Below are 18,067 nucleotides of genomic sequence, written 5' to 3' on the forward strand. Positions count from 1 at the left end.
CTCCCTCGCCACAAAAGCGCTTTCTACAAGCCCATCTGCTTGCTGATGATTTCGTTCATCACTTCCCGAGTCCCGCCACCGATGGACAGGATGCGGTTGTCGCGATACAGCCGCTCCACCAGGTTGCCGCGCATGTAGCCCTGGCCGCCGAGGATCTGCACGGCATCAAAGGTCACGCGGTCGGCGGTGTCGGTGGCGAGGTTCTTGGCCATCGAGATCTCCTTGATCACACTCTTGCCCGCGGCCATTTTGGCGGCCTGGCGGTAGGTGAATTCCCGCGAGACCTCCACCGCCGTGGCCATTTCCGCCAGGCGATGCTTGAGCACCTGGAACTTGCCGATGGGTTTGCCGAAGGCCTCGCGCTGGGCCGCCCACTTCAGGCTTTCCTCCAGGGCCATCTGCGCAGTCATATTGGCCATCAGGGCCAGGGCCAGGCGCTCGCTCTGGAAGTTGCCCATGATGCAGGCGAAACCCATGTTCTCGGCGCCGATCAGATTGCCTGCCGGTACGCGGCAATCGTCGAAGAACAGTTCGGCCGTGTCCGACGCCCACCAGCCCATCTTCTTCAGCGGTGTACCGGTGGTGAAACCAGGCGTGCCCTTTTCGATCAACAACAGGCTGATGCCGGCAAAGCCCGGCCCCCCGGTACGTACCGCGACGGTATAGAAGTCGGCACGCTGGCCGCTGGTGATAAAGGTTTTGCTGCCGCTGACGCGGTAATGGTCGCCGTCGCGCACGGCACGGGTCTGCAGGCTGGCGACATCGGAGCCGCCACCGGGCTCGGTGACGGCCAGGGCGGCGATCTTCTCGCCGGATAACACCTGCGGCGCCACACGATCGCGCACCTCGGGCCGGGCCCATTTGACGATGGGCGGCAAGCCGATATCCAGCGAGCCCAACCCTGCCACTACTCCGCCGGAGCCGCAGCGCATCAGTTCTTCGCTGGCCGCGACCTTGGCGAACAGGTCACCTTCGTGGCTGCCTCCAAGGGCTTCGGGGTAACCGATCCCCAGGATCCCCGCCGCACCGGCCTTGAGGTACAGCTCCCGGGGGAAGCTTTCCGCTTCCTCCCACTGCTCGATGCCCGGCAACATCTCGCGCTCGACGAAACGACGCACGCTGTCGCGGACCAATTGGTGGCTGGGGTCGAAGTATTCCTGATAGGCAGACATCGGCAAGCTCCACGGGACGGTAGAGCGAACTTACCAAGCGCTTGCTTGGTTATCAAGATACAAGGCAGAGCCTGACGAAGACTTGGATGAACAGTAAAGATCAAATGTGGGAGCTGGCTTGCCTGCGATGCAGACAACTCGGTCTTTCAGTTAAACCAAGGTGATGCTATCGCAGGCAAGCCAGCTCCCACATAAAGCCCAGCTCCCACATTTTGTCCTGCGGTGTTTGTTACAGGGCGATCGGCTTACGCCCGGCAAACGAATGCGCCAGGGTCCCGCCATCCACCAGTTCCAGCTCGCCACCCAGCGGCACGCCGTGGGCGATGCGCGAGGTAATCAGGCCTTTGTTGGTCAGCAGCTGGGCGATGTAATGGGCCGTCGCTTCGCCTTCCACCGTAGGGTTGGTGGCCAGGATCACCTCGACGAACGTGCCCTGCTCCTCGATTCGCGTCACCAGTTGCGGAATACCAATCGCCTCCGGCCCCAGCCCGTCCAGCGGCGACAGGTGGCCCTTGAGCACAAAGTAGCGCCCGCGGTAACCGGTCTGCTCCACCGCGTAGACATCCATCGGCCCTTCGACCACGCACAGCAGCGTGTCGTCGCGACGCGGGTCGGCGCATTGCGGGCACAGCTCTTCCTCGGTCAGGGTGCGGCACTGGCGGCAGTGGCCAACCCCTTCCATCGCCTGGCTCAGGGCCTGGGCCAGTCGGGAGCCGCCGCTGCGATCACGCTCCAGCAGTTGCAGCGCCATGCGCTGGGCGGTTTTCTGACCCACACCTGGCAAAGTGCGCAGGGCGTCGATCAGTTGACGAATCAGGGGGCTGAAGCTCATGGGGAAAGGTCCGACAAAACAACGAGACGCGGTTTATACCCGCGCCTCGGATTAGCGTCAAATGCTCAATCTTGTGCGACCCGCACCACCAACTTGCCGAAGTTGCGCCCCTCCAGCAAACCGATAAAGGCTTCAGGTGCCTGCTCCAGGCCTTCCACCACGTCCTCGCGGAACTTGATCTTGCCATCCCGCACCCACGGCGCCATGGCACTGAGGAATTCCGGTTGGCGGTCGCCATAGTCGTCGAACACGATAAAGCCCTGGATCCGCACACGCTTGGTCAGCAAGGTACGTTGCAACGCCGGCAGCCGGTCGGGACCGCTGGGCGCTTCGTGGGCGTTATAGCCGGCGATCAGGCCACACAAGGGAATGCGCGCCTTGGCATTCAGCAGCGGCACGACCGCGTCGAATACCTTGCCGCCGACGTTTTCAAAGTAGATATCGATGCCCTTGGGGCAGGCCTGGGCAAGCTCCTCGGCAAAGTTGTCGCTCTTGTGATCGACACAGGCATCAAAGCCCAGCTCGTCCACCACATAGCGGCACTTGTCGGCGCCGCCCGCCACACCGACCACCCGCAGGCCCTTGATCTTCGCCACCTGGCCCACCACCGAGCCCACCGCACCGGAAGCGGCCGCCACCACCAGGGTTTCCCCGGACTTGGGCTGGCCGATATCGGTGAGGCCCATATAGGCGGTCATGCCGGGCATACCCAGCACACCCAGGGCCATGGACGGGCTGGCCAGTCCCTTCGGTACCGGGATCAGGTTGCGCCCATCGGAGATGCTGTGGCTCTGCCAGCCGGTGGAACCGACCACCAAGTCACCCACCTCGAACTTCGGATTGCGGGACTGTTCGATGCGGCTGACAGCGCCACCGGTCATCACTTCGTCGATTTCTACCGGTGCGGCGTAGGACGGCGCATCACTCATGCGCCCGCGCATGTAGGGATCCAGGGACAGGTAAAGGGTCTTCAGCAAAACCTGGCCGTCGGCCAGTTCCGGCAGCGCGACGCGCTCCAGGCGAAAGTTTTCCGGCACCGGTGCGCCGTGGGGGCGTGAGACCAGCACAATGCGCTGGTTGAGGGTCAATGCTTCGGACATCAGCGAGGCTCCTTCTATCGGTGATTGAATTCAACGGTATAGGGTGCAGACCCCAACACAGGGTCCAGGGTTCGACAAAACTCTCGCAGTAGCCGTTGTCGAGCGCCAGCGAGGCTACGTTAGCCGCACCGCTGCTTTCATGCCAGACGTGGGACCGAGTCGCTGCCGACGCAGCCTCGCTGGCGCTCGACAGCTGCTACGGGTATGGAAAATAGCCGGCCAAAAAAATGCCAGGCGCGGGGCCTGGCATTTTCGGTGCTGCGCTTTCCGATCAGAACGGCAGCTTCATGCCCGGTGGCAGTTGCATGCCAGCGGTCACGCCGGACATCTTGTCCTGGCTGTTGGCTTCGATCTTGCGCACGGCGTCGTTGACGGCCGCGGCAAACAGCGCCTCGAGCATTTCCAGGTCGTCTTCGCCGACGCCCGGCAATACGCTTGGGTCGATGCTCACGCGCTTGATGTCGTGACGACCGGTCATCACCACGCTGACCATATCGCCACCGGCTTTACCGGTGACTTCGGCGTTGGCCAGTTCTTCCTGCATCTTGGCCATCTTTTCCTGCATCTGCTGCGCCTGCTTCATCAGGCCGGCCATGCCACCTTTCATCATGGGAATCACCTCAAAAGTACGTGGATCAATTATTGGCCCCGGGTTATGACGCTTGGGGTACCGGGGCTTCTACAGGTTCAATAGTATCGTGCCGCACCACCGCGCCAAACTGCTGCATCATCTGCTGGATGAGCGGATCACCGTGGATCGACTCTTCAGCCTCACGCTGGCGGTTGACCCGGCGACGAGACGCCGCCTGGGCCGGGGTTTCCTGCTCGGGCTTGATCAGCTCGATGCTGATGGTCAGCGTGCGCCCGTGGAACTGGTTCAGGGCATCGTTGAGCCGGCGCTGCTGGGTCGCGTTGAACAGGGCGCTGTGGGCCGGGTCCAGGTGCAGCAGCCAGTGGTCGCCATCAACGGCAATCAGGGTGCAGTTGGCGGCGATGCTGCCGGTCATGCCGGAGATCGGCAGTTTCGGGAACAGCTCCAGCCATTGCAACGCCAGGCCGGTGGCCGGCATCGCGGCAGGTTCGGGTTCAGGCTCCGGGGCAGGCTCGGCGGTGTGTTCGCTGGCCAGGTCGTCCAGGTAGCTGTAGGCCGAATCCATGTCCGGCTCGATGTAATCTTCGTCCAGCGGCGGCTCGTCGTCGAGGTCGGTGCCCGGGGTGGCGGCGTCCACTTGCGCAACGGTCGGCTCCGGCACCGGGGCCGAAACCCACTCGGGGGCGTCCGGCACCACGCTGTCCGGGGTCGGCGCGGGCATGGGTGTCAGTTCAGGCTGCTCGCTGGTGGTTTCCAGCACCGGCTCGACGGCAGGCTGCAGCTCGACCTCGACCTCGGCCTCTACCGGGTCGTTCCACGGCAGATCGACTTCAGGCACGGGCGCAGGCTCAACCACCGGCTCCGGCACCACCACTGGCGCCACGGGCTCGGCGACAACCGGGGCGGCGGCCTGTGCAACCGGCGCAGGCGGCGCAACCACTGGCGCGACAACAGCCGGGCCAGCCACTGGTTTGGCGGAATCAACTGTGGCCTGGCTGATCCCCACTGGCTTTAGCGGCTGTCTCGGCGCATCCGCCGTGTCGGCGGGCCTGAAGGCCAGCATCCGCAGCAGGACCATTTCGAAGCCGCCCCGCGGATCGGGTGCCAACGGCAGGTCACGTCGCCCAATCAGGCCCATCTGGTAGTAGAACTGTACGTCTTCGGCCGGCAGCGCCTGGGCCAGGGCCAACACGCGGTCGCGGTCGCCGTGGCCGTTGTCGACACCTTCGGGCAGGGCCTGGGCGATGGCGACGCGGTGCAGCACATTGAGGATTTCCGACAGCACGCCATTCCAGTCCGGGCCTTGCTCGGACAGGTGGCGCACGGCTTCGAGCAACGCCTTGGCGTCGCCTTCGATCAATGCGTGCAGCACGTCGAACACCTGGCCGTGGTCCAGGGTGCCGAGCATCGCCCGCACGTCGGCGGCCAGCACCTTGCCTTCACCGAAGGCGATGGCCTGGTCGGTAAGGCTCATGGCATCACGCATCGAGCCGTCGGCGGCACGCCCCAGCAACCACAGGGCGTCGTCTTCGAACGGTACGTTCTCGACACCCAGCACGTGGGTCAAATGCTCGACCACACGCTCCGGGGTCATGTTTTTCAGGGAGAACTGCAGGCACCGCGACAAAATCGTTGCAGGAAGTTTCTGCGGGTCGGTGGTGGCCAGGATGAATTTGACGTAGGGCGGCGGCTCTTCCAGGGTCTTCAACAAGGCGTTGAAGGAGTGGCTGGACAGCATGTGCACTTCGTCGATCAGGTAGACCTTGAAGCGGCCACGGCTCGGTGCGTACTGCACGTTGTCGAGCAGCTCGCGGGTGTCTTCGACCTTGGTGCGGCTCGCGGCGTCGATCTCGATCAGGTCGACAAAACGCCCTTCGTCGATTTCCCGGCACACCGAGCAGGTACCACACGGCGTCGAGGTGATGCCGGTTTCACAGTTCAGGCACTTGGCAATGATGCGGGCAATGGTGGTCTTGCCCACCCCGCGGGTACCGGTGAACAGGTAGGCGTGGTGCAACCGCTGGCTGTCCAAGGCATTGATCAGAGCCTTGAGCACATGGGTCTGGCCGACCATTTCGCGGAACGAGCGCGGACGCCATTTACGTGCAAGAACCTGATAACTCATCGAAAACCGTCGCAACTGGGAAGCGGAAGCGGGTAATGCTAGCGGAGCAAGGGGGAAATTGCATCCGGCACGCTCGTCTAATCTGACTAAGCTGGTCTGACCAAGCCTATAAAAGGCTGAACCCGGAGAATTTATGCGCGCAGTCCTGGGCGCCTTGTGGATGATTGCCACGGTCAGCCTGGCGGCACCCGCACCTCTGCGATTCTCCATTTCCGACAGCTGGACCATGCCCATGGTGCAACTTGACCAGGGCCAGCCCACCCAGGGGATTTTGTATGACCTGATGTTGAGCCTGGCCACCCAGGTCGGCCGTCCTGCGAAATTCCATGTGCTGCCGCGTGCGCGTATCGACACCGCCATGGAGCGCGGGGATGTGGACGTGCGCTGCTACGTGACACCGGCGTGGCTGAACAACCTGTCGGGGGACTACACCTGGAGCATCCCGCTGCTGGTCCAGCGCAATGTGCTGGCCGCCGCGCGCGTGCCATCAACGTCGGTGGCACTGGACAGCCTTGCGCCGCAACACATCGGCACGGTACTCGGCTACAGCTACCCGACCCTGGAGGCGCGCTTCGCCAGCGGCCAGTTCAGCCGCGACGACAGCCGCAGTGAAGAGCAAGTGCTGCAAAAACTGGTGGCCGGACGCTTCAACTATGCAGTGATCAACGAATGGATCCTTGACCGCTTCAATCAGCAATTACCGCCCACACAGCGCCTGCATACGGTGGCCGTGATCGAGGAGCAACGCCTGGGCTGCTATGTGCGCAACGACCCGCAGGTGCCGGGGCAGCAGATCCTGCGCACGCTGCTGCGGATGAAAATGTCCGGGGAGATTGATGAAATCATCCAGCTATATATCGGGAACAGCGCCCCCGCCCCTTAAGATCACCTGATTGTCCTTGTGGCCAGGGAGCTTGCTGGCCAGGGAGCTTGCTGTGGCGAGGGAGCTTGCTCCCGCTGGAGTGCGCAGCGCTCCCAAAGATCTTGGGGCCGCTACGCAGCCCAGCGGGAGCAAGCTCCCTCGCCACAGCAACCTCCCTGGCCACCGTAAGCTCCCTCGCCACAATAAACATCACTCAAGCTTTTGCCACTGCGGCGGCGGTGCAAATCCCTCGACCCAACCCGGCACGTCGTCCGCCGGCATCGGCCGGGCGATGAAATAGCCTTGGGCCACTTCGCAGCCCATGCGCATCAACAGCTGGCCGTGCTCCAGGGTTTCCAGGCCTTCGGCAATCACTTCGCGGCCAAACGCACGGGCCAGACCGATCACGGCCTTGGTCAGCGCCAGGTCGTCCTTGTCGTGCAGGATGTCGCGCACGAACGACTTGTCGATCTTGATGGTCTGGGTCGGCAGGCGCTTGAGGTAGCTCAGGGAGGAATAGCCGGTGCCAAAATCATCCAGGGAGAACTGCACGCCCAAGGCCTGGCAGGCCTCCAGGTGCTGGGTGACACGCTGGATATTGTCGATGGCCACCGACTCGGCGATCTCCAGGTCCAGCCGGTGCGGCTCCACCTGCGGGTATTGCGCCAGCAAGTCTTGCAGGCGCTCGACAAAATCCTCGCGCTGGAAGTGCCGCGCCGCGATGTTCACGCTCACCGACCACCAATGCCCATGCACCTGCCAGCGATGCATCTGGCCCAACACCTGGGCGATCACCCATTCGCCGATATCGACAATCAGGTCGGTCTGCTCGATCAGCGGCAGGAAATCCCCCGGCTTCACCAGGCCACGCTCGGGGTGCTGCCAGCGCAACAACGCTTCGAACCCCACCACCGTGCCGCAGCGCAAGTTGACCTTGGGCTGGTAATGCAGGCACAACTGGCCCGCCGCCAGGGCCTGGCGGATCTGCTCCACGGTCTGGTGGCTGGCCTTGACCTCCTGTTCCAGGGATACATCAAACAACTGGTAGCGGTTGCGCCCGCTCTGCTTGGCCACATACATCGCCTGGTCGGCATGGCGCAGCAAGGTGTCGGCGTCCTCGTCGTCCAGGGGGAACAGCGTGACGCCGATGCTGGCGAACACATTCAGCTCCGCCCCCTGGATCGAGTACGGCTCGGAAATCGCCTTGAGGATGCGCAGCAAGGCGCCGTTCAGCTCGTCGATATCGCGCACATAACGCAGGATCAGCACAAATTCGTCACCGGCGAGCCGGGCGACCACGTCCTCGCCGCGGATGATCTCCCGCAACCGAGTGGCCACTTCCACCAACAACAGATCCCCACAGGCATGCCCATACCCGTCGTTGACCGCCTTGAAGCCGTCCAGGTCGAGCATGCACAACGCCAACGGGATGTCTTCGCTGCGGGAGAACTCCAGGGACTGGTTAAGCAACTCGGACAGATAGGCGCGGTTCGGCAAGCCGGTCAGCACATCGTGGCCGACCCGCCATTGCAGGGTGTGCAACAGCTGGCGCTTTTCGCTGACATCAAAGCGGATCGACACGTACTTCTGCACGCGCCCGGTCTTCTCATCGAGCAGCGGCACCATGGTGCTGTCCACCCAATACAACGTCCCATCCTTGGCCCGGTTGCAGATTTCCCCACGCCACACCCGGCCTTCGCTGATGGCTTGCCACATGCCCTGGAAGAACCCCGCAGGGTGCAGTCCCGAGCTCAGAATGCGGTGATTTTGCCCCAGCAACTCGTCACGCCCGTAGCCGGACATGCCGCAGAACTGGTCATTGACGTAAGTGATGCAGCCCGCCAGGTCAGTCTCGGAGAAAATGGCGGCTGCATCCACGGCCCTGCGGTATTTCTCGTCCATGAGTCAGGCTCACTGTGGCTAGCGGTTGAACCGCTCGACCAGGGCGCGCAACCCGGAAGAGATGCTTTCGAGTTCCCGGCCACGGGTAACTGCAGCGTTGGCATTGCCCGCTGTCTTTTGCACCGTGGCGGCAACGTTATTGATCTGCTGTGAAACTTCCTCGGCGACGTGGGATTGTTCCTGTGAGGCAGCAGCCATTTGCTGACTCATATCGGTAATACGCTCCACCGCGTGGCGAATGCCTTGCAGCGCCTGCTGCGCCTCAAGTACTTGCTGCACGCCCTGCTCGGCCTCGTGAATGCCCAGGCTCGCGATCTCGACCGCCTCATCGGCGCCGGCCCGCAGGTTCTGGATGATGCCCTGGATCTGCTGGGTCGACTCCCGCGTCTTGCCCGCCAGGGCGCGCACCTCGTCGGCCACCACGGCAAAGCCACGGCCCTGCTCGCCGGCGCGGGCCGCTTCAATGGCCGCGTTGAGGGCCAGCAGGTTGGTCTGGTCGGCGATTGCCTGGATCATGCTCGCGGCCACCTGGATTTGCTGGGTCTGCCCGGCCAGGTTGCCCACCGCCTGGTTGATCTGGGTGACGGTGCCGGCCAGCAGCTGGATCGCCTCGCGGGACGTGCCGGCCACCTGGCTGCCCTGCTCGGCGAGGGTGTTGGCGGTGTGAGCTTCGCTGGCGGTTTGCTGCACGTGCACCGCCACTTCGGCGATGGACGCAGCCATCTCGGTCATGGCGGCGGCGGTCATGTCGGTCTCGGCGCGCTGTTCCAGCAACGCCGATTCGGTGGTGCTCGACAACACGCTGGAATGGGCGGCTGCTTCGGCCATCTGGTTGGCCAGGTCGCTGAGGCGCGTCAGGGCGGTTTTAAGTCGCGCCTCTTCGCTGATCAGGATCATTTCGAGCTGCGCGGTCGGCCCCAGCGCGTCGCTGTAGGTCATGGCGCTGATGGGGTCGGAAAAGGTATTGGGCGTGTTCTGCACAATCTGCTTGAGCTGTAGCCCCAAGCGTCGATGCCCCCAGACGCCCAGGCCGAGAAACAAGCCGACAGTCAACGCCTGGGCCCATACACCCGGAACCCATTGGAAGGCGGCGACACTGGCAACGGCAGCGGCCAGTGGCAACGCCATGGCCCGGGATACAGACGCCACACGCCGCACCGGCGAGACCGCCGCACCACCGGCCTGCAACCGCGCGTACAGCGCTTCTGCGCGGCGCACCTGTTCGCGGGTGGGCTTGACCCGCACCGACTCGTAGCCCGTCAGCCGCCCGTCTTCGAGAATCGGCGTCACATAGGCGCTGACCCAATAATAGTTGCCGTTCTTGCAGCGGTTCTTCACCACGCCCATCCAGCTCTGCCCGGCCTTGAGGTAGCTCCACATCAGCTGGAACACGGCGGGCGGCATGTCCGGGTGGCGCACCAGATTGTGGGTGCTGCCGATCAGCTCGGCCTGGGTAAAACCGCTCATGGCGGCAAACTCGGCGTTGCAGTAGGTAATATGGCTGTTGACGTCAGTTGCGGAAATTAGCCGTTGCTGCTCCCCAAAAGTCTGTTCAACAGCAGTGACCGGCAAATTGAGACGCACGTTAAAGCTCCATGGACAGCATTCGATCGCCCTCTCGACCACCGGGTAGGCAGGACAGGCGGATTCGTATTTCCAGTCGGGCTGCGCCGTCGATCGGCTGGTTGGCCGCAAAGGTACGCAAACCCACGATTTTGCACAGCAATTCATCATCCATTCAGTGATGATCAACTAGGCTTGAATTCGGGTATCCGGCACGTGAGGCGCAATGAAGCGTGGCACTGACGAGCGACATTTCAGTCCCTGCCAGGCGTCCGTTTTATGGGCACATTTATGAGAGTAAGGAGAGAGCAATGATTTCCTGTTTCATAAACCTGCCTTCTGAAACGAGACCACCAAATACTTGTCCTAGATGCCGATTCTACGAATTACATCACATTTTGCAAGAAAAGGTGATGGTACATGCGGTTGTCTAATTTTAAGATTTATCGTTAAGTTCTTGATTCTAAATGGGAATTGAGCGATGCACATTTCAAGTTTGGGTCCAGCCATCAGACGTTACCGCAAGGTCGCAGGGCTTACTCAGGCTGAACTAGGTGAAAAAACCGGTTTTGACCCTAAAACCATCAGCCGCTTCGAAACCGGCACCTATACACCCAGCGTCGAGGCACTGTTCTTGTTCGCAGAGGCGCTGGGAGTGAAGCTGAAAGTCTTTTTCGCAGACCTGGTCGACGAGGAGGAACAGCGCGCTTATCTGTTCGGTGTCATTCACAAAGCCACCCCGAAGGATCTGGGAAAGCTGATCGCAGCGGTAGACCAGGCCTTGTCCAAGCCTTAGAGCTCGCAACACACGTGCACGCAATAAAAAGAGCAGACAGCCAGATTGACTGTCTGCTCTTTGCTTGATGACTCCTGACATGAACTGACAGGACAGCCCCTTAGACTAGGGACTGAGCCGCGCCATTGCTGCGTCATTCCACGGAGTCATCATGAATAGCATTGCCCATTACTTTTTGTTGTACGTCGACAGCCCGGCCACCAGCGCCAACCTCTACAGCCGACTGCTGGACAAGCCGCCGGTGGAGCTGGGGCCGACCTTTGCGCTGTTCATCCTCGACAACGGGGTGAAACTCGGCCTGTGGTCGCGCCATACCGTGGAGCCTGCGGCCCAAGCCTCGGTTGGCGGTAGCGAGGCGGGTTTCTGCGTCGCTGATATCGCAGCGGTCGACGATTTGCACACGCGCTGGGCGCAACTCGGGATGAGCATCATCCAGTCACCGGTCGAGGCGGACTTCGGCTACACCTTTGTCGCCCAGGACCCCGACGGTCACCGCCTGCGGGTGTTCACCGTGAACCCGTAACGGCTTGCGGCGCCAGCGCCCTTCGAGGCTGATGGCGCCGACACTGGCCAGCACGATCAGGCCACCCAGCACCACGCGCAGCGAAACCTGCTCGCCCAGCAGCGTGGCGGCCATCACCATCGCCACCGGCGGCACCAGGTACAACGCCACTGACGCGCGGCTGACCTCGACATGCCGCAACACATAGGCCCAGGCCAGGTACGCCAGGGCGCTGGGAAAGGCGCCGAGCAACAACACCGCCCAATTGGCTTGCGTCGATGATTGCGACACCACCGCCGGCAAACCCGGCAAATACACACACAACAGCAAGGTGCCCGACCACACGGTGTAGCACACCGTGGTCAGCGGGCTGTAGCGCCGGGAATAGTGTTTCTGGATAGTGAAATAAAGGCTCCACGACAGCGCCGCCAGCAGGATCATCAGTCCACGAGGATCAATCTGCCCCAGGCCATGCTCGCCCCAGATCACCACCAGCACCCCGCTCAATCCCAGCAGCACGCAACCCCAGCGCCAGCCGGTAACTCGCTCCTTCAAGCCGAAAAACGCCACCAGCACCGTAAATAGCGGAACCGACTGCGCCAGCACACTGGAGGCAGCGGCCGTGACAAATTGCTGGCCGAAATTGATCGTCAAGTGATGCAGGAAAATCCCGAAGAAGCCCAGCACCAGCAACCACGGCAGGTCCCGCAGACGTGGCCGCTCGATCCTCATGACCAACGCCACGCCGGCCATCAACACCGAAGCAATCAGGAACCGCCCCAAGGCCAACTGGCCAGGGCTGTAGCTGTGCAAGGCCAGATGCACGCCAATCGGCGAATACGCCCAACAGAGGATGACGCTGGCAGTGACTAGCGTAAGCTTTACAGGTGAAGGGGCTTTCATGAACGGCGTCCAGCAGTGGGAATGCCGTCAGTCTTGGCCCCGGCAAGGCGCAGGACAATTAACCGTTTCTGACTTCTGTAATCACTGGAACTGAGCGATGGAACTGGCCCAACTGAAAATGGTGAAAGCCGTGGCACAAACCGGCAGCGTGGCCCAGGCCGCCCTGCAACTGCACTGCGTGCCGTCCAACATCACCACACGCATCAAGCAACTGGAAAGCGAGTTGGGTACCCCGCTGTTCATTCGCGCCGGGCGCGGGTTGGCGATCAGTGCCGCCGGGGAAGTGTTTCTCGACTACTGCGAGCGCATCCTCGCGCTGGTGGAAGAGTCCAAGCGCGCCGTCGACAGCAACGCGATTCCCCGCGGCAAGCTGCGCATCGGCGCAGTGGAGTCCAGCGCCAGTGGCCGCCTGCCGCCGCTGCTGGCCGAATACCATCGACGTTATCCACAAGTGGAGCTGGAACTGGTGACCGGTGCCTGGGCGCAGTTACTCGATGACCTGCAACATCACCGCATCGACGCCGCGCTGGTGGCCGCCGGCGGCAAACGCCCGAAGCTCGAACAAAGCGTGGTCTACAGCGAGCGCCTGGTGCTGATTACCAGCGCCTCCAGCGCGCCCATCGAGGACGCCCGGGACCTGGCCGGCCGCACGCTGCTGGTGTGGCCGCCAGGCTGCCCGTATCGCGCAGCCCTGGAGAACTGGCTCAAGCCCCACGACATCAAGCCTGCCATCGCGAGTTATGCCAGTTGGGGCACGATCATTGGCTGCGTCAGCGCGGGGATTGGCGTGGCACTGGCGCCGGAAGGCATCCTGGCGCGCTACGAGCAGGCCAACCAATTGACGTCCTACCGCTTCGACGAATTGGCGGCGGTGGATAACCTGCTGTTCTGGCACAAGGACACCCAACGCCACCTGGCGCGGGATGCCTTTGCGGGGCTGTTGCGGGAGACTTTCGGCTAACCGGTTTTCGCCCCGCTACGCGCGGGCGCAGCAGCATCTTCAGCCTTTTGCGGGGACCAGCCTGGCGTACTGGTCCTGGCTGATCCAGCCCTTGGAAGAGCGGCCTTGGCCATTGATGAACTCGACCTGGGCCCAGCCATCCTTGAACGCCAGTACCGCGACCACATCGTCCTTGACCACGTAGGCACGATGACTGGCCTTGGCGTCCGGGGTCTTCTGCAGGAAGGCCTTGTCGGACGAAACGGTCACCAGGCCAATCCATTTCTTGGCAGCGGTTTGGGTCAGGTCCAGGCCGGTGGCAATTTCCGGCATCAACACGTTGATGCAGCCGGGATGTTCGCGGCCCTTCTCCACGGTCAGCGTCACACCGTCCGAGGAAGCCGCGACGGTACCCGGATAGGCCTCATCCAGCCATGTCGACACCGATGCCTTCGCACCGTCGACCTTGCCCTGCAGGAAGAACGTGCACGAGCGGGTCACGCCCTCGCCCATTTCCTCGGCATAAAACCCCTCCACCTGATGCTCGGGCGTCACGGCCAGCATCAGCCCTTCGTACTTGCCCGAGTGCAGCGTAGCGGCAAACGCCGGCGCACCTGCAGCAACACACACGAAAGAGGCAACCAGCAATCGGGACACGCAACGTTTGAACGGCATTCTATTTTTTCCCTTCAAGTGCTTCGTAGGCTTTTTTGATGCGTTGGTCATAGTCGCCATAATCCTTGCCGTTATAGTTCAGCGCCATGGCGGCGTAATCCTTGTTCTTCATGGCCTTGACCAGGGCCGGGCTCTGGCTGCAAAAACCGAGGAAGGCCTTTAGTTGATGCCCGGCATTAATCTTCATGGCCACCACAAATTCAAACACCGTTTTATAACCGCATGCCGTGAAGTTGGAGCCCATTATCTGAAACATGCCCCAGGAGGCCGATTTCAAGGCCGCTTCCTGATCCAGTGCGAAGGCGGTGGCCATGGTCTCCCAGGCCTTGGTCTGGTCCTTGTTATTGGCCTTCCACTGGGGCCCGGCCTTCTTCACGTAGGGGTACGACAACAGCGGGTGGGTCTGGTCGTATTTACTCTTGGTGTACTTGCGAAAATGGTGCCCTTCAAAGGCGATCACCGGCAACTTGGCCGGGCCGAACCCGGAGCGCCCGCCCGACTCCACCGTGGCGAAGGCCTTGATGATATTGACCGAAATCCCGTTACCCAACTGCGTGGCAGCGTTCTGGAAGTCCGTATCCGTCAGCGTCGTACCGCCGTCGCACGTGGCCTGGAGCATCATCTGCCGGTTGCGCCGCTCCGCCTCGATCATCGCCCGCATGCGGTCCAGATAGTGGTCGACCGTGGCCTGGACCATGTCCGCGCCGGTGTTGCCGAACACATTGAGGAACGTCGGAATACGCAGGGTCGGGTTCGGCTTGACCGGCACCTTCACCGCCTCTTCGATCAGGCTATTGAAGGTGCGCCCGGTAGGGTCGATGACACCATCGGGATGCGCGTATTTGAGGTGGCGGAACTGATACTGGCTGATGCACTGCACCAACTGGCCGTCGCATTTGCCATTTTCCGCCAGGGGGAAACCCAACTTGGGAATGATCAAGTTGAATAAATACTGGATGCATTGAACATCGGAGGGCAAGTTGCGGGCTTTGCCCGGCGCACCGACGGAAGCGCTGATGAGAGTGGGCAACCCTTGCAGGCTTTTCATTACCGACATCCTTGTTAGTTGGAGTAGATGAGCCATAAAGCGCCATCACTTTAATATCATCCATGTGCCACCGACATATTTAGAAATATGTCGCTGGCGCAAACTAACAAGGCGAATTTGGCTTGTCCAGCGCAAGGTTTTAAGGATGTGAGCAATCCCTCACTGACGTCGTCCCTGGGAATAATTTTTAAACGGACTGGGCACTTTGCCACCACCTGCGCTACTGTCTGTTTCGCAGGATGCATTGTCGTCCTGACATCTAACAATGACGTCCAGGGACTGACATGAAATCGACCTTTATTGCTTGTGCCATCAGCGGATTGCTCTTCGTCTCGCCAAACACCCACGCAGAAGATTTTGCGGGCTACTTTCTCAAGGCGGTAACGCCAAAAGGTCCGCAATGGCAAACCAAAAACGATGACGAGATGGCATCAGCGTTCGCGAATGCCGGGGTAAAACGATACAAGTGGTCTGCCGACACCGGAAAAGACGAGATCACCCTGTTTGTGTTGCCGGGCCAGAATCAACCGCCAAGCGCGGCCCGTGATTCCGATACCCGGGCCGCCGAGAAGAACTGCAAAACACATATCAGCCAGACTGATATGGGAGATACCAGCACCCCGTATATGGGCTGGTCGGTGATCTGCACACAGGCGAACGGCAACGTCATGACCTTGAGGCATTTTGCCTATCAATTGGGGGGCGACACGTACAAGGTTTCCAGGACCTGGAGAGAAATGCCTTCAGAACAAACCGTTGCACAATGGAGCGCAACGCTCGCCAGCATCGCCGACCACATCAACAGCACTAAGCCGTGACACAGGAGGTGCCCATGCGTTGGCTAATCGTGGTATCGACTGTCCTGCTGCTGTTCGGCTGTGCATCCAAACCGCCTGTGGCGCCGCCGGACCTGTCCCGCCCGTCGATCGCCGAGACAAAGTCGGTGGTGTTTGCAGGGAAAACATACGTCCTGAAATACCAGGCCCGGGGCAACGTTCCGCTCTGGGAGTATTTCCTCGCACCAGAAAGCGTCAACGCCTGGAGCGAACTGGTGGATTTTCGCCTCGCGCCGCCCCAGAGCACCGGCAACGAGCCCCGGGATCTTGCCAACCTGACCGCGCAGGCCCACAAACAGGAATACCCCAACCTTCCGGTGGAAATGTTTTCAGACGAGAAAACCGATGCGATCTACGTGCTGCTGTTTTATCCGACCTCCACACGCAAGGACGGCAGCTTCTTTGAGTTCAATATCTTCAAATACTACAAGGACAACGGGACCGGCCAAATCATCAGCTTCCACTTTGCCAAGAACATCCCGTCCGACACGCCTGCCGCACGACAGGAGTTGCCCGGGCACATGGCGAGGTTGCGCGCAGAAGTGATTCCGGCCATGGGAGAGTTCCCGCTGTACCGTCAGTAACCCTGATGAGCGAACAGCAGAAATCGCTTCGCAGATGACGATTGTCAGCGAAGGGCTTCATAAAAGTATTTTTTTGAATCAAGGAGGGTTGCGTTATGGAGGCAACCCCACCAGCCACACCCCGGCACACAATGTTCCCGCTGTGGCTGCTGCCTTCCGGCTCTGACCAGGTTCACGGGTAATCGTTGCGGGGGGACCGATGGGGTCACCATAACGACGCTCGCCTCTCGGCAAGCCGCGCCATTGTACCGATCTCATCGGAAGTTACAACCGTTGGCGCGGGATTAAAAATATCTGATGGTTCAAGTACTTGGCTGCAGGAGCAAGCTTGCTCCTACAAAAGCACGACCTCGTCCGCCCGACCGCCCTCTTGCTGGATCACCAGGTGAATGAAGTGCAGCTTGGCAATCACCGCCGGCGGCAGGACGAACGGATAGAAATCCGGCTGGCCCATGCTGCGGGACAGTTCGTTGAGCATGCCGGCCAGTTCGATCCACGCATTGACGAATGACAGGAACGCCGTGCCGCCGGGATGCCCGGGGTCGTAGAGGGTGCTGAGGGGGAACGGCTGGTAATCCAGGTCCATCTCCCGGGCGCTCATGCCGAAGCCCAGCGCGGTGTCGACGGCGTCCATCATGTGCAGGTAATGCGCCCAGGTTTCCGCCCAGTCTTCCCACGGGTGCATGGTGGCGTAGGCGCTGACGCAGGTTTGCTGCCAGTCCGGGCGCGGGCCGTTCTGGTAGTGCTGCTCCAGGGCGTCGGCGTAGCTGGCGCGCTCGTCACCGAACAGCGTGCGGAACGGCTCCAGCCAATGGCTGTTGGCGATCAGGCGGTCCCAGTAGTAATGGCCGACCTCGTGACGGAAGTGACCGAGCAAGGTGCGGTAAGGCTCGCGCATCTGTACGCGAATTTTCTCACGGTGGGCGTCGTCGGCTTCCTTGATGTCGAGGGTGATCAGGCCATTGGCGTGGCCGGTGGTGGGCGCGTTGCCTTTCAGGTCGATGCCGACAAAATCGAAGGCCAGCCCGGTGTCTTCATCGACCGTCTTGGGAATCACCTGCAAGCCCAGGCTGATGAGTTGGGCCACCAGACGACGCTTGGCGGTTTCGACCTTGCGCCAGCGTTCGGGGTTTTCGGGGATCGACAGGTCGGGAATGGTGCGGTTCAGGCTGCAGGCCACGCACAAGGCCTGGCCGTTGTCGGCGGGCAGCAGCCAATTGCACGCGGCGGGCGTGTCAAGGTTGGCGCAGCGACGAAATGCGCCGGCTTCAGGGTCGGCGTCCAGCAGCCAGGTATCGGCGTACGGGCCGGGCTGCAGGGAGGACAGGCGACTCTGCTCCGGCTGATAGCCCAGCAGCGCCGAGCAGGCCAGGCACTGGCTGTTGCGAAAGAACAGCGATTGCCCACAGCGGCACTGCCAGACCTTGCTGTTGCGCGAGGTCTCGGCCATGAACGGTGCGGCGATGCGCGAACTGAGTTGTTCGAAGAAGCGGTACATGGCGATCTCTCCGGGAGGCTTGCCAATACTAGAGCATTGCCCGAGAGAGATCGTTCCCACGCTCTGCGTGGGAATGCATCCAGTGACGCTCTGCGTCGCAACTTTAGAGCGGACGCAGAGCGTCCAGGGCGGCGTTC

Annotated in this window: 18 protein-coding genes and 1 other RNA gene; 6 read left to right on the plus strand and 13 right to left on the minus strand. The window is 61.6% G+C overall.

The window, feature by feature from the left end; translation table 11 throughout:
• Positions 1–23: 23 nt before the first annotated feature.
• The 5 genes from HX811_RS12710 to dnaX all read right to left on the minus strand — a co-directional run bounded on the left by HX811_RS12710 (position 24) and on the right by dnaX (position 5,821).
• Positions 24–1,172 (minus strand): acyl-CoA dehydrogenase family protein, encoded by a 1,149-nt coding sequence (locus HX811_RS12710; protein ID WP_177036337.1) that lies wholly within the window; start codon positions 1,170–1,172, stop codon positions 24–26.
• A gap of 229 nt (positions 1,173–1,401) precedes the next feature.
• Positions 1,402–2,004 carry a recombination mediator RecR gene (gene recR / locus HX811_RS12715; protein ID WP_003219049.1) on the minus strand — a complete coding sequence of 201 codons (603 nt, stop codon included), beginning with the start codon at positions 2,002–2,004 and terminating at the stop codon, positions 1,402–1,404.
• A gap of 65 nt (positions 2,005–2,069) precedes the next feature.
• Positions 2,070–3,104 carry an NADP-dependent oxidoreductase gene (locus tag HX811_RS12720; protein ID WP_003219050.1) on the minus strand — a complete coding sequence of 345 codons (1,035 nt, stop codon included), beginning with the start codon at positions 3,102–3,104 and terminating at the stop codon, positions 2,070–2,072.
• Between the two features lie 271 nt (positions 3,105–3,375).
• Positions 3,376–3,714 carry a YbaB/EbfC family nucleoid-associated protein gene (locus tag HX811_RS12725; RefSeq protein WP_003193199.1) on the minus strand — a complete coding sequence of 113 codons (339 nt, stop codon included), beginning with the start codon at positions 3,712–3,714 and terminating at the stop codon, positions 3,376–3,378.
• A gap of 43 nt (positions 3,715–3,757) precedes the next feature.
• Positions 3,758–5,821: a DNA polymerase III subunit gamma/tau gene (gene dnaX, locus HX811_RS12730; protein ID WP_102368376.1), complete on the minus strand. Its 2,064-nt coding sequence runs from the start codon at positions 5,819–5,821 to the stop codon at positions 3,758–3,760.
• A gap of 133 nt (positions 5,822–5,954) precedes the next feature.
• On the opposite strand from dnaX, the gene HX811_RS12735 reads away from it, so the two are divergent.
• A complete protein-coding gene (locus HX811_RS12735) occupies positions 5,955–6,704 on the plus strand; it encodes an ABC transporter substrate-binding protein (protein ID WP_177046105.1) in 750 nt (249 codons plus the stop codon).
• 189 nt (positions 6,705–6,893) lie between these two features.
• On the opposite strand, the gene HX811_RS12740 is transcribed toward HX811_RS12735, so the two are convergent.
• Genes HX811_RS12740 through HX811_RS12750 form a run of 3 tightly spaced genes read right to left on the minus strand, consistent with a single transcriptional unit; the run spans position 6,894 to position 10,323 of the window.
• On the minus strand, positions 6,894–8,585 hold the full coding sequence (locus HX811_RS12740; protein ID WP_003219057.1) for a bifunctional diguanylate cyclase/phosphodiesterase: 1,692 nt from the start codon (positions 8,583–8,585) through the stop codon (positions 6,894–6,896).
• An 18-nt stretch (positions 8,586–8,603) separates the two neighbouring features.
• The gene (locus HX811_RS12745) at positions 8,604–10,169 is read right to left on the minus strand and encodes a PAS domain-containing methyl-accepting chemotaxis protein (protein ID WP_177046107.1); all 1,566 of its coding nucleotides are present in this window, start codon (positions 10,167–10,169) and stop codon (positions 8,604–8,606) included.
• 1 nt (position 10,170) lies between these two features.
• Complete coding sequence (locus HX811_RS12750) at positions 10,171–10,323, minus strand: hypothetical protein (protein WP_157222851.1); 153 nt, start codon at positions 10,321–10,323, stop codon at positions 10,171–10,173.
• A gap of 306 nt (positions 10,324–10,629) precedes the next feature.
• Between HX811_RS12750 and HX811_RS12755 the strand changes: the two genes are divergently transcribed.
• Together HX811_RS12755 and HX811_RS12760 are read left to right on the plus strand one after the other, a co-directional pair.
• Positions 10,630–10,944 carry a helix-turn-helix domain-containing protein gene (locus HX811_RS12755; RefSeq protein WP_003219061.1) on the plus strand — a complete coding sequence of 105 codons (315 nt, stop codon included), beginning with the start codon at positions 10,630–10,632 and terminating at the stop codon, positions 10,942–10,944.
• A 151-nt stretch (positions 10,945–11,095) separates the two neighbouring features.
• Positions 11,096–11,467 carry a VOC family protein gene (locus HX811_RS12760; protein WP_177008132.1) on the plus strand — a complete coding sequence of 124 codons (372 nt, stop codon included), beginning with the start codon at positions 11,096–11,098 and terminating at the stop codon, positions 11,465–11,467.
• Here HX811_RS12760 and HX811_RS12765 read toward each other — a convergent pair.
• Positions 11,381–12,349, minus strand: coding sequence for a DMT family transporter (locus tag HX811_RS12765; protein WP_102368374.1), 969 nt, complete (start codon positions 12,347–12,349; stop codon positions 11,381–11,383). The genes HX811_RS12760 and HX811_RS12765 overlap by 87 nt on opposite strands.
• Before the next feature lie 97 nt (positions 12,350–12,446).
• Between HX811_RS12765 and HX811_RS12770 the strand changes: the two genes are divergently transcribed.
• Positions 12,447–13,310 (plus strand): LysR family transcriptional regulator, encoded by an 864-nt coding sequence (locus HX811_RS12770; RefSeq protein ID WP_003219067.1) that lies wholly within the window; start codon positions 12,447–12,449, stop codon positions 13,308–13,310.
• 39 nt (positions 13,311–13,349) lie between these two features.
• Here HX811_RS12770 and HX811_RS12775 read toward each other — a convergent pair whose 3' ends face one another.
• Positions 13,350–13,964, minus strand: a complete 615-nt coding sequence (locus HX811_RS12775) for a hypothetical protein (RefSeq protein ID WP_177046109.1) — start codon at positions 13,962–13,964, stop codon at positions 13,350–13,352.
• Position 13,965: 1 nt separating this feature from the next.
• Complete coding sequence (locus tag HX811_RS12780) at positions 13,966–15,012, minus strand: N-acetylmuramidase family protein (RefSeq protein WP_177046111.1); 1,047 nt, start codon at positions 15,010–15,012, stop codon at positions 13,966–13,968.
• A 284-nt stretch (positions 15,013–15,296) separates the two neighbouring features.
• Here HX811_RS12780 and HX811_RS12785 point away from each other — a divergent pair, with 284 nt between their 5' ends.
• Positions 15,297–15,830: a hypothetical protein gene (locus HX811_RS12785; protein ID WP_177046113.1), complete on the plus strand. Its 534-nt coding sequence runs from the start codon at positions 15,297–15,299 to the stop codon at positions 15,828–15,830.
• Positions 15,831–15,844: 14 nt separating this feature from the next.
• Entirely contained in the window at positions 15,845–16,432 is a 588-nt protein-coding gene (locus HX811_RS12790; RefSeq protein WP_177008134.1) for a hypothetical protein, read from the plus strand.
• 105 nt (positions 16,433–16,537) lie between these two features.
• On the opposite strand, the gene ffs is transcribed toward HX811_RS12790, so the two are convergent.
• Positions 16,538–16,634, minus strand: an RNA gene (ffs, locus tag HX811_RS12795) — signal recognition particle sRNA small type.
• 132 nt (positions 16,635–16,766) lie between these two features.
• On the minus strand, positions 16,767–17,930 hold the full coding sequence (locus HX811_RS12800) for a putative zinc-binding metallopeptidase (protein WP_177046115.1): 1,164 nt from the start codon (positions 17,928–17,930) through the stop codon (positions 16,767–16,769).
• Positions 17,931–18,067: the final 137 nt, after the last annotated feature.

Origin of the sequence: Pseudomonas sp. F8002, assembly GCF_013385495.1 — a bacterium.
GTDB lineage: Bacteria > Pseudomonadota > Gammaproteobacteria > Pseudomonadales > Pseudomonadaceae > Aquipseudomonas.

Coding starts and splice junctions, on each gene's coding strand:
- HX811_RS12710 (WP_177036337.1), bottom strand. CDS start 1,172: ATGTCTGCCTATCAGGAATACTTCGACCCCAGCCACCAATTGGTCCGC.
- recR (WP_003219049.1), bottom strand. CDS start 2,004: ATGAGCTTCAGCCCCCTGATTCGTCAACTGATCGACGCCCTGCGCACT.
- HX811_RS12720 (WP_003219050.1), bottom strand. CDS start 3,104: ATGTCCGAAGCATTGACCCTCAACCAGCGCATTGTGCTGGTCTCACGC.
- HX811_RS12725 (WP_003193199.1), bottom strand. CDS start 3,714: ATGATGAAAGGTGGCATGGCCGGCCTGATGAAGCAGGCGCAGCAGATG.
- dnaX (WP_102368376.1), bottom strand. CDS start 5,821: ATGAGTTATCAGGTTCTTGCACGTAAATGGCGTCCGCGCTCGTTCCGC.
- HX811_RS12735 (WP_177046105.1), top strand. CDS start 5,955: ATGCGCGCAGTCCTGGGCGCCTTGTGGATGATTGCCACGGTCAGCCTG.
- HX811_RS12740 (WP_003219057.1), bottom strand. CDS start 8,585: ATGGACGAGAAATACCGCAGGGCCGTGGATGCAGCCGCCATTTTCTCC.
- HX811_RS12750 (WP_157222851.1), bottom strand. CDS start 10,323: ATGGATGATGAATTGCTGTGCAAAATCGTGGGTTTGCGTACCTTTGCG.
- HX811_RS12755 (WP_003219061.1), top strand. CDS start 10,630: ATGCACATTTCAAGTTTGGGTCCAGCCATCAGACGTTACCGCAAGGTC.
- HX811_RS12760 (WP_177008132.1), top strand. CDS start 11,096: ATGAATAGCATTGCCCATTACTTTTTGTTGTACGTCGACAGCCCGGCC.
- HX811_RS12765 (WP_102368374.1), bottom strand. CDS start 12,349: ATGAAAGCCCCTTCACCTGTAAAGCTTACGCTAGTCACTGCCAGCGTC.
- HX811_RS12770 (WP_003219067.1), top strand. CDS start 12,447: ATGGAACTGGCCCAACTGAAAATGGTGAAAGCCGTGGCACAAACCGGC.
- HX811_RS12775 (WP_177046109.1), bottom strand. CDS start 13,964: ATGCCGTTCAAACGTTGCGTGTCCCGATTGCTGGTTGCCTCTTTCGTG.
- HX811_RS12780 (WP_177046111.1), bottom strand. CDS start 15,012: ATGAAAAGCCTGCAAGGGTTGCCCACTCTCATCAGCGCTTCCGTCGGT.
- HX811_RS12785 (WP_177046113.1), top strand. CDS start 15,297: ATGAAATCGACCTTTATTGCTTGTGCCATCAGCGGATTGCTCTTCGTC.
- HX811_RS12790 (WP_177008134.1), top strand. CDS start 15,845: ATGCGTTGGCTAATCGTGGTATCGACTGTCCTGCTGCTGTTCGGCTGT.
- HX811_RS12800 (WP_177046115.1), bottom strand. CDS start 17,930: ATGTACCGCTTCTTCGAACAACTCAGTTCGCGCATCGCCGCACCGTTC.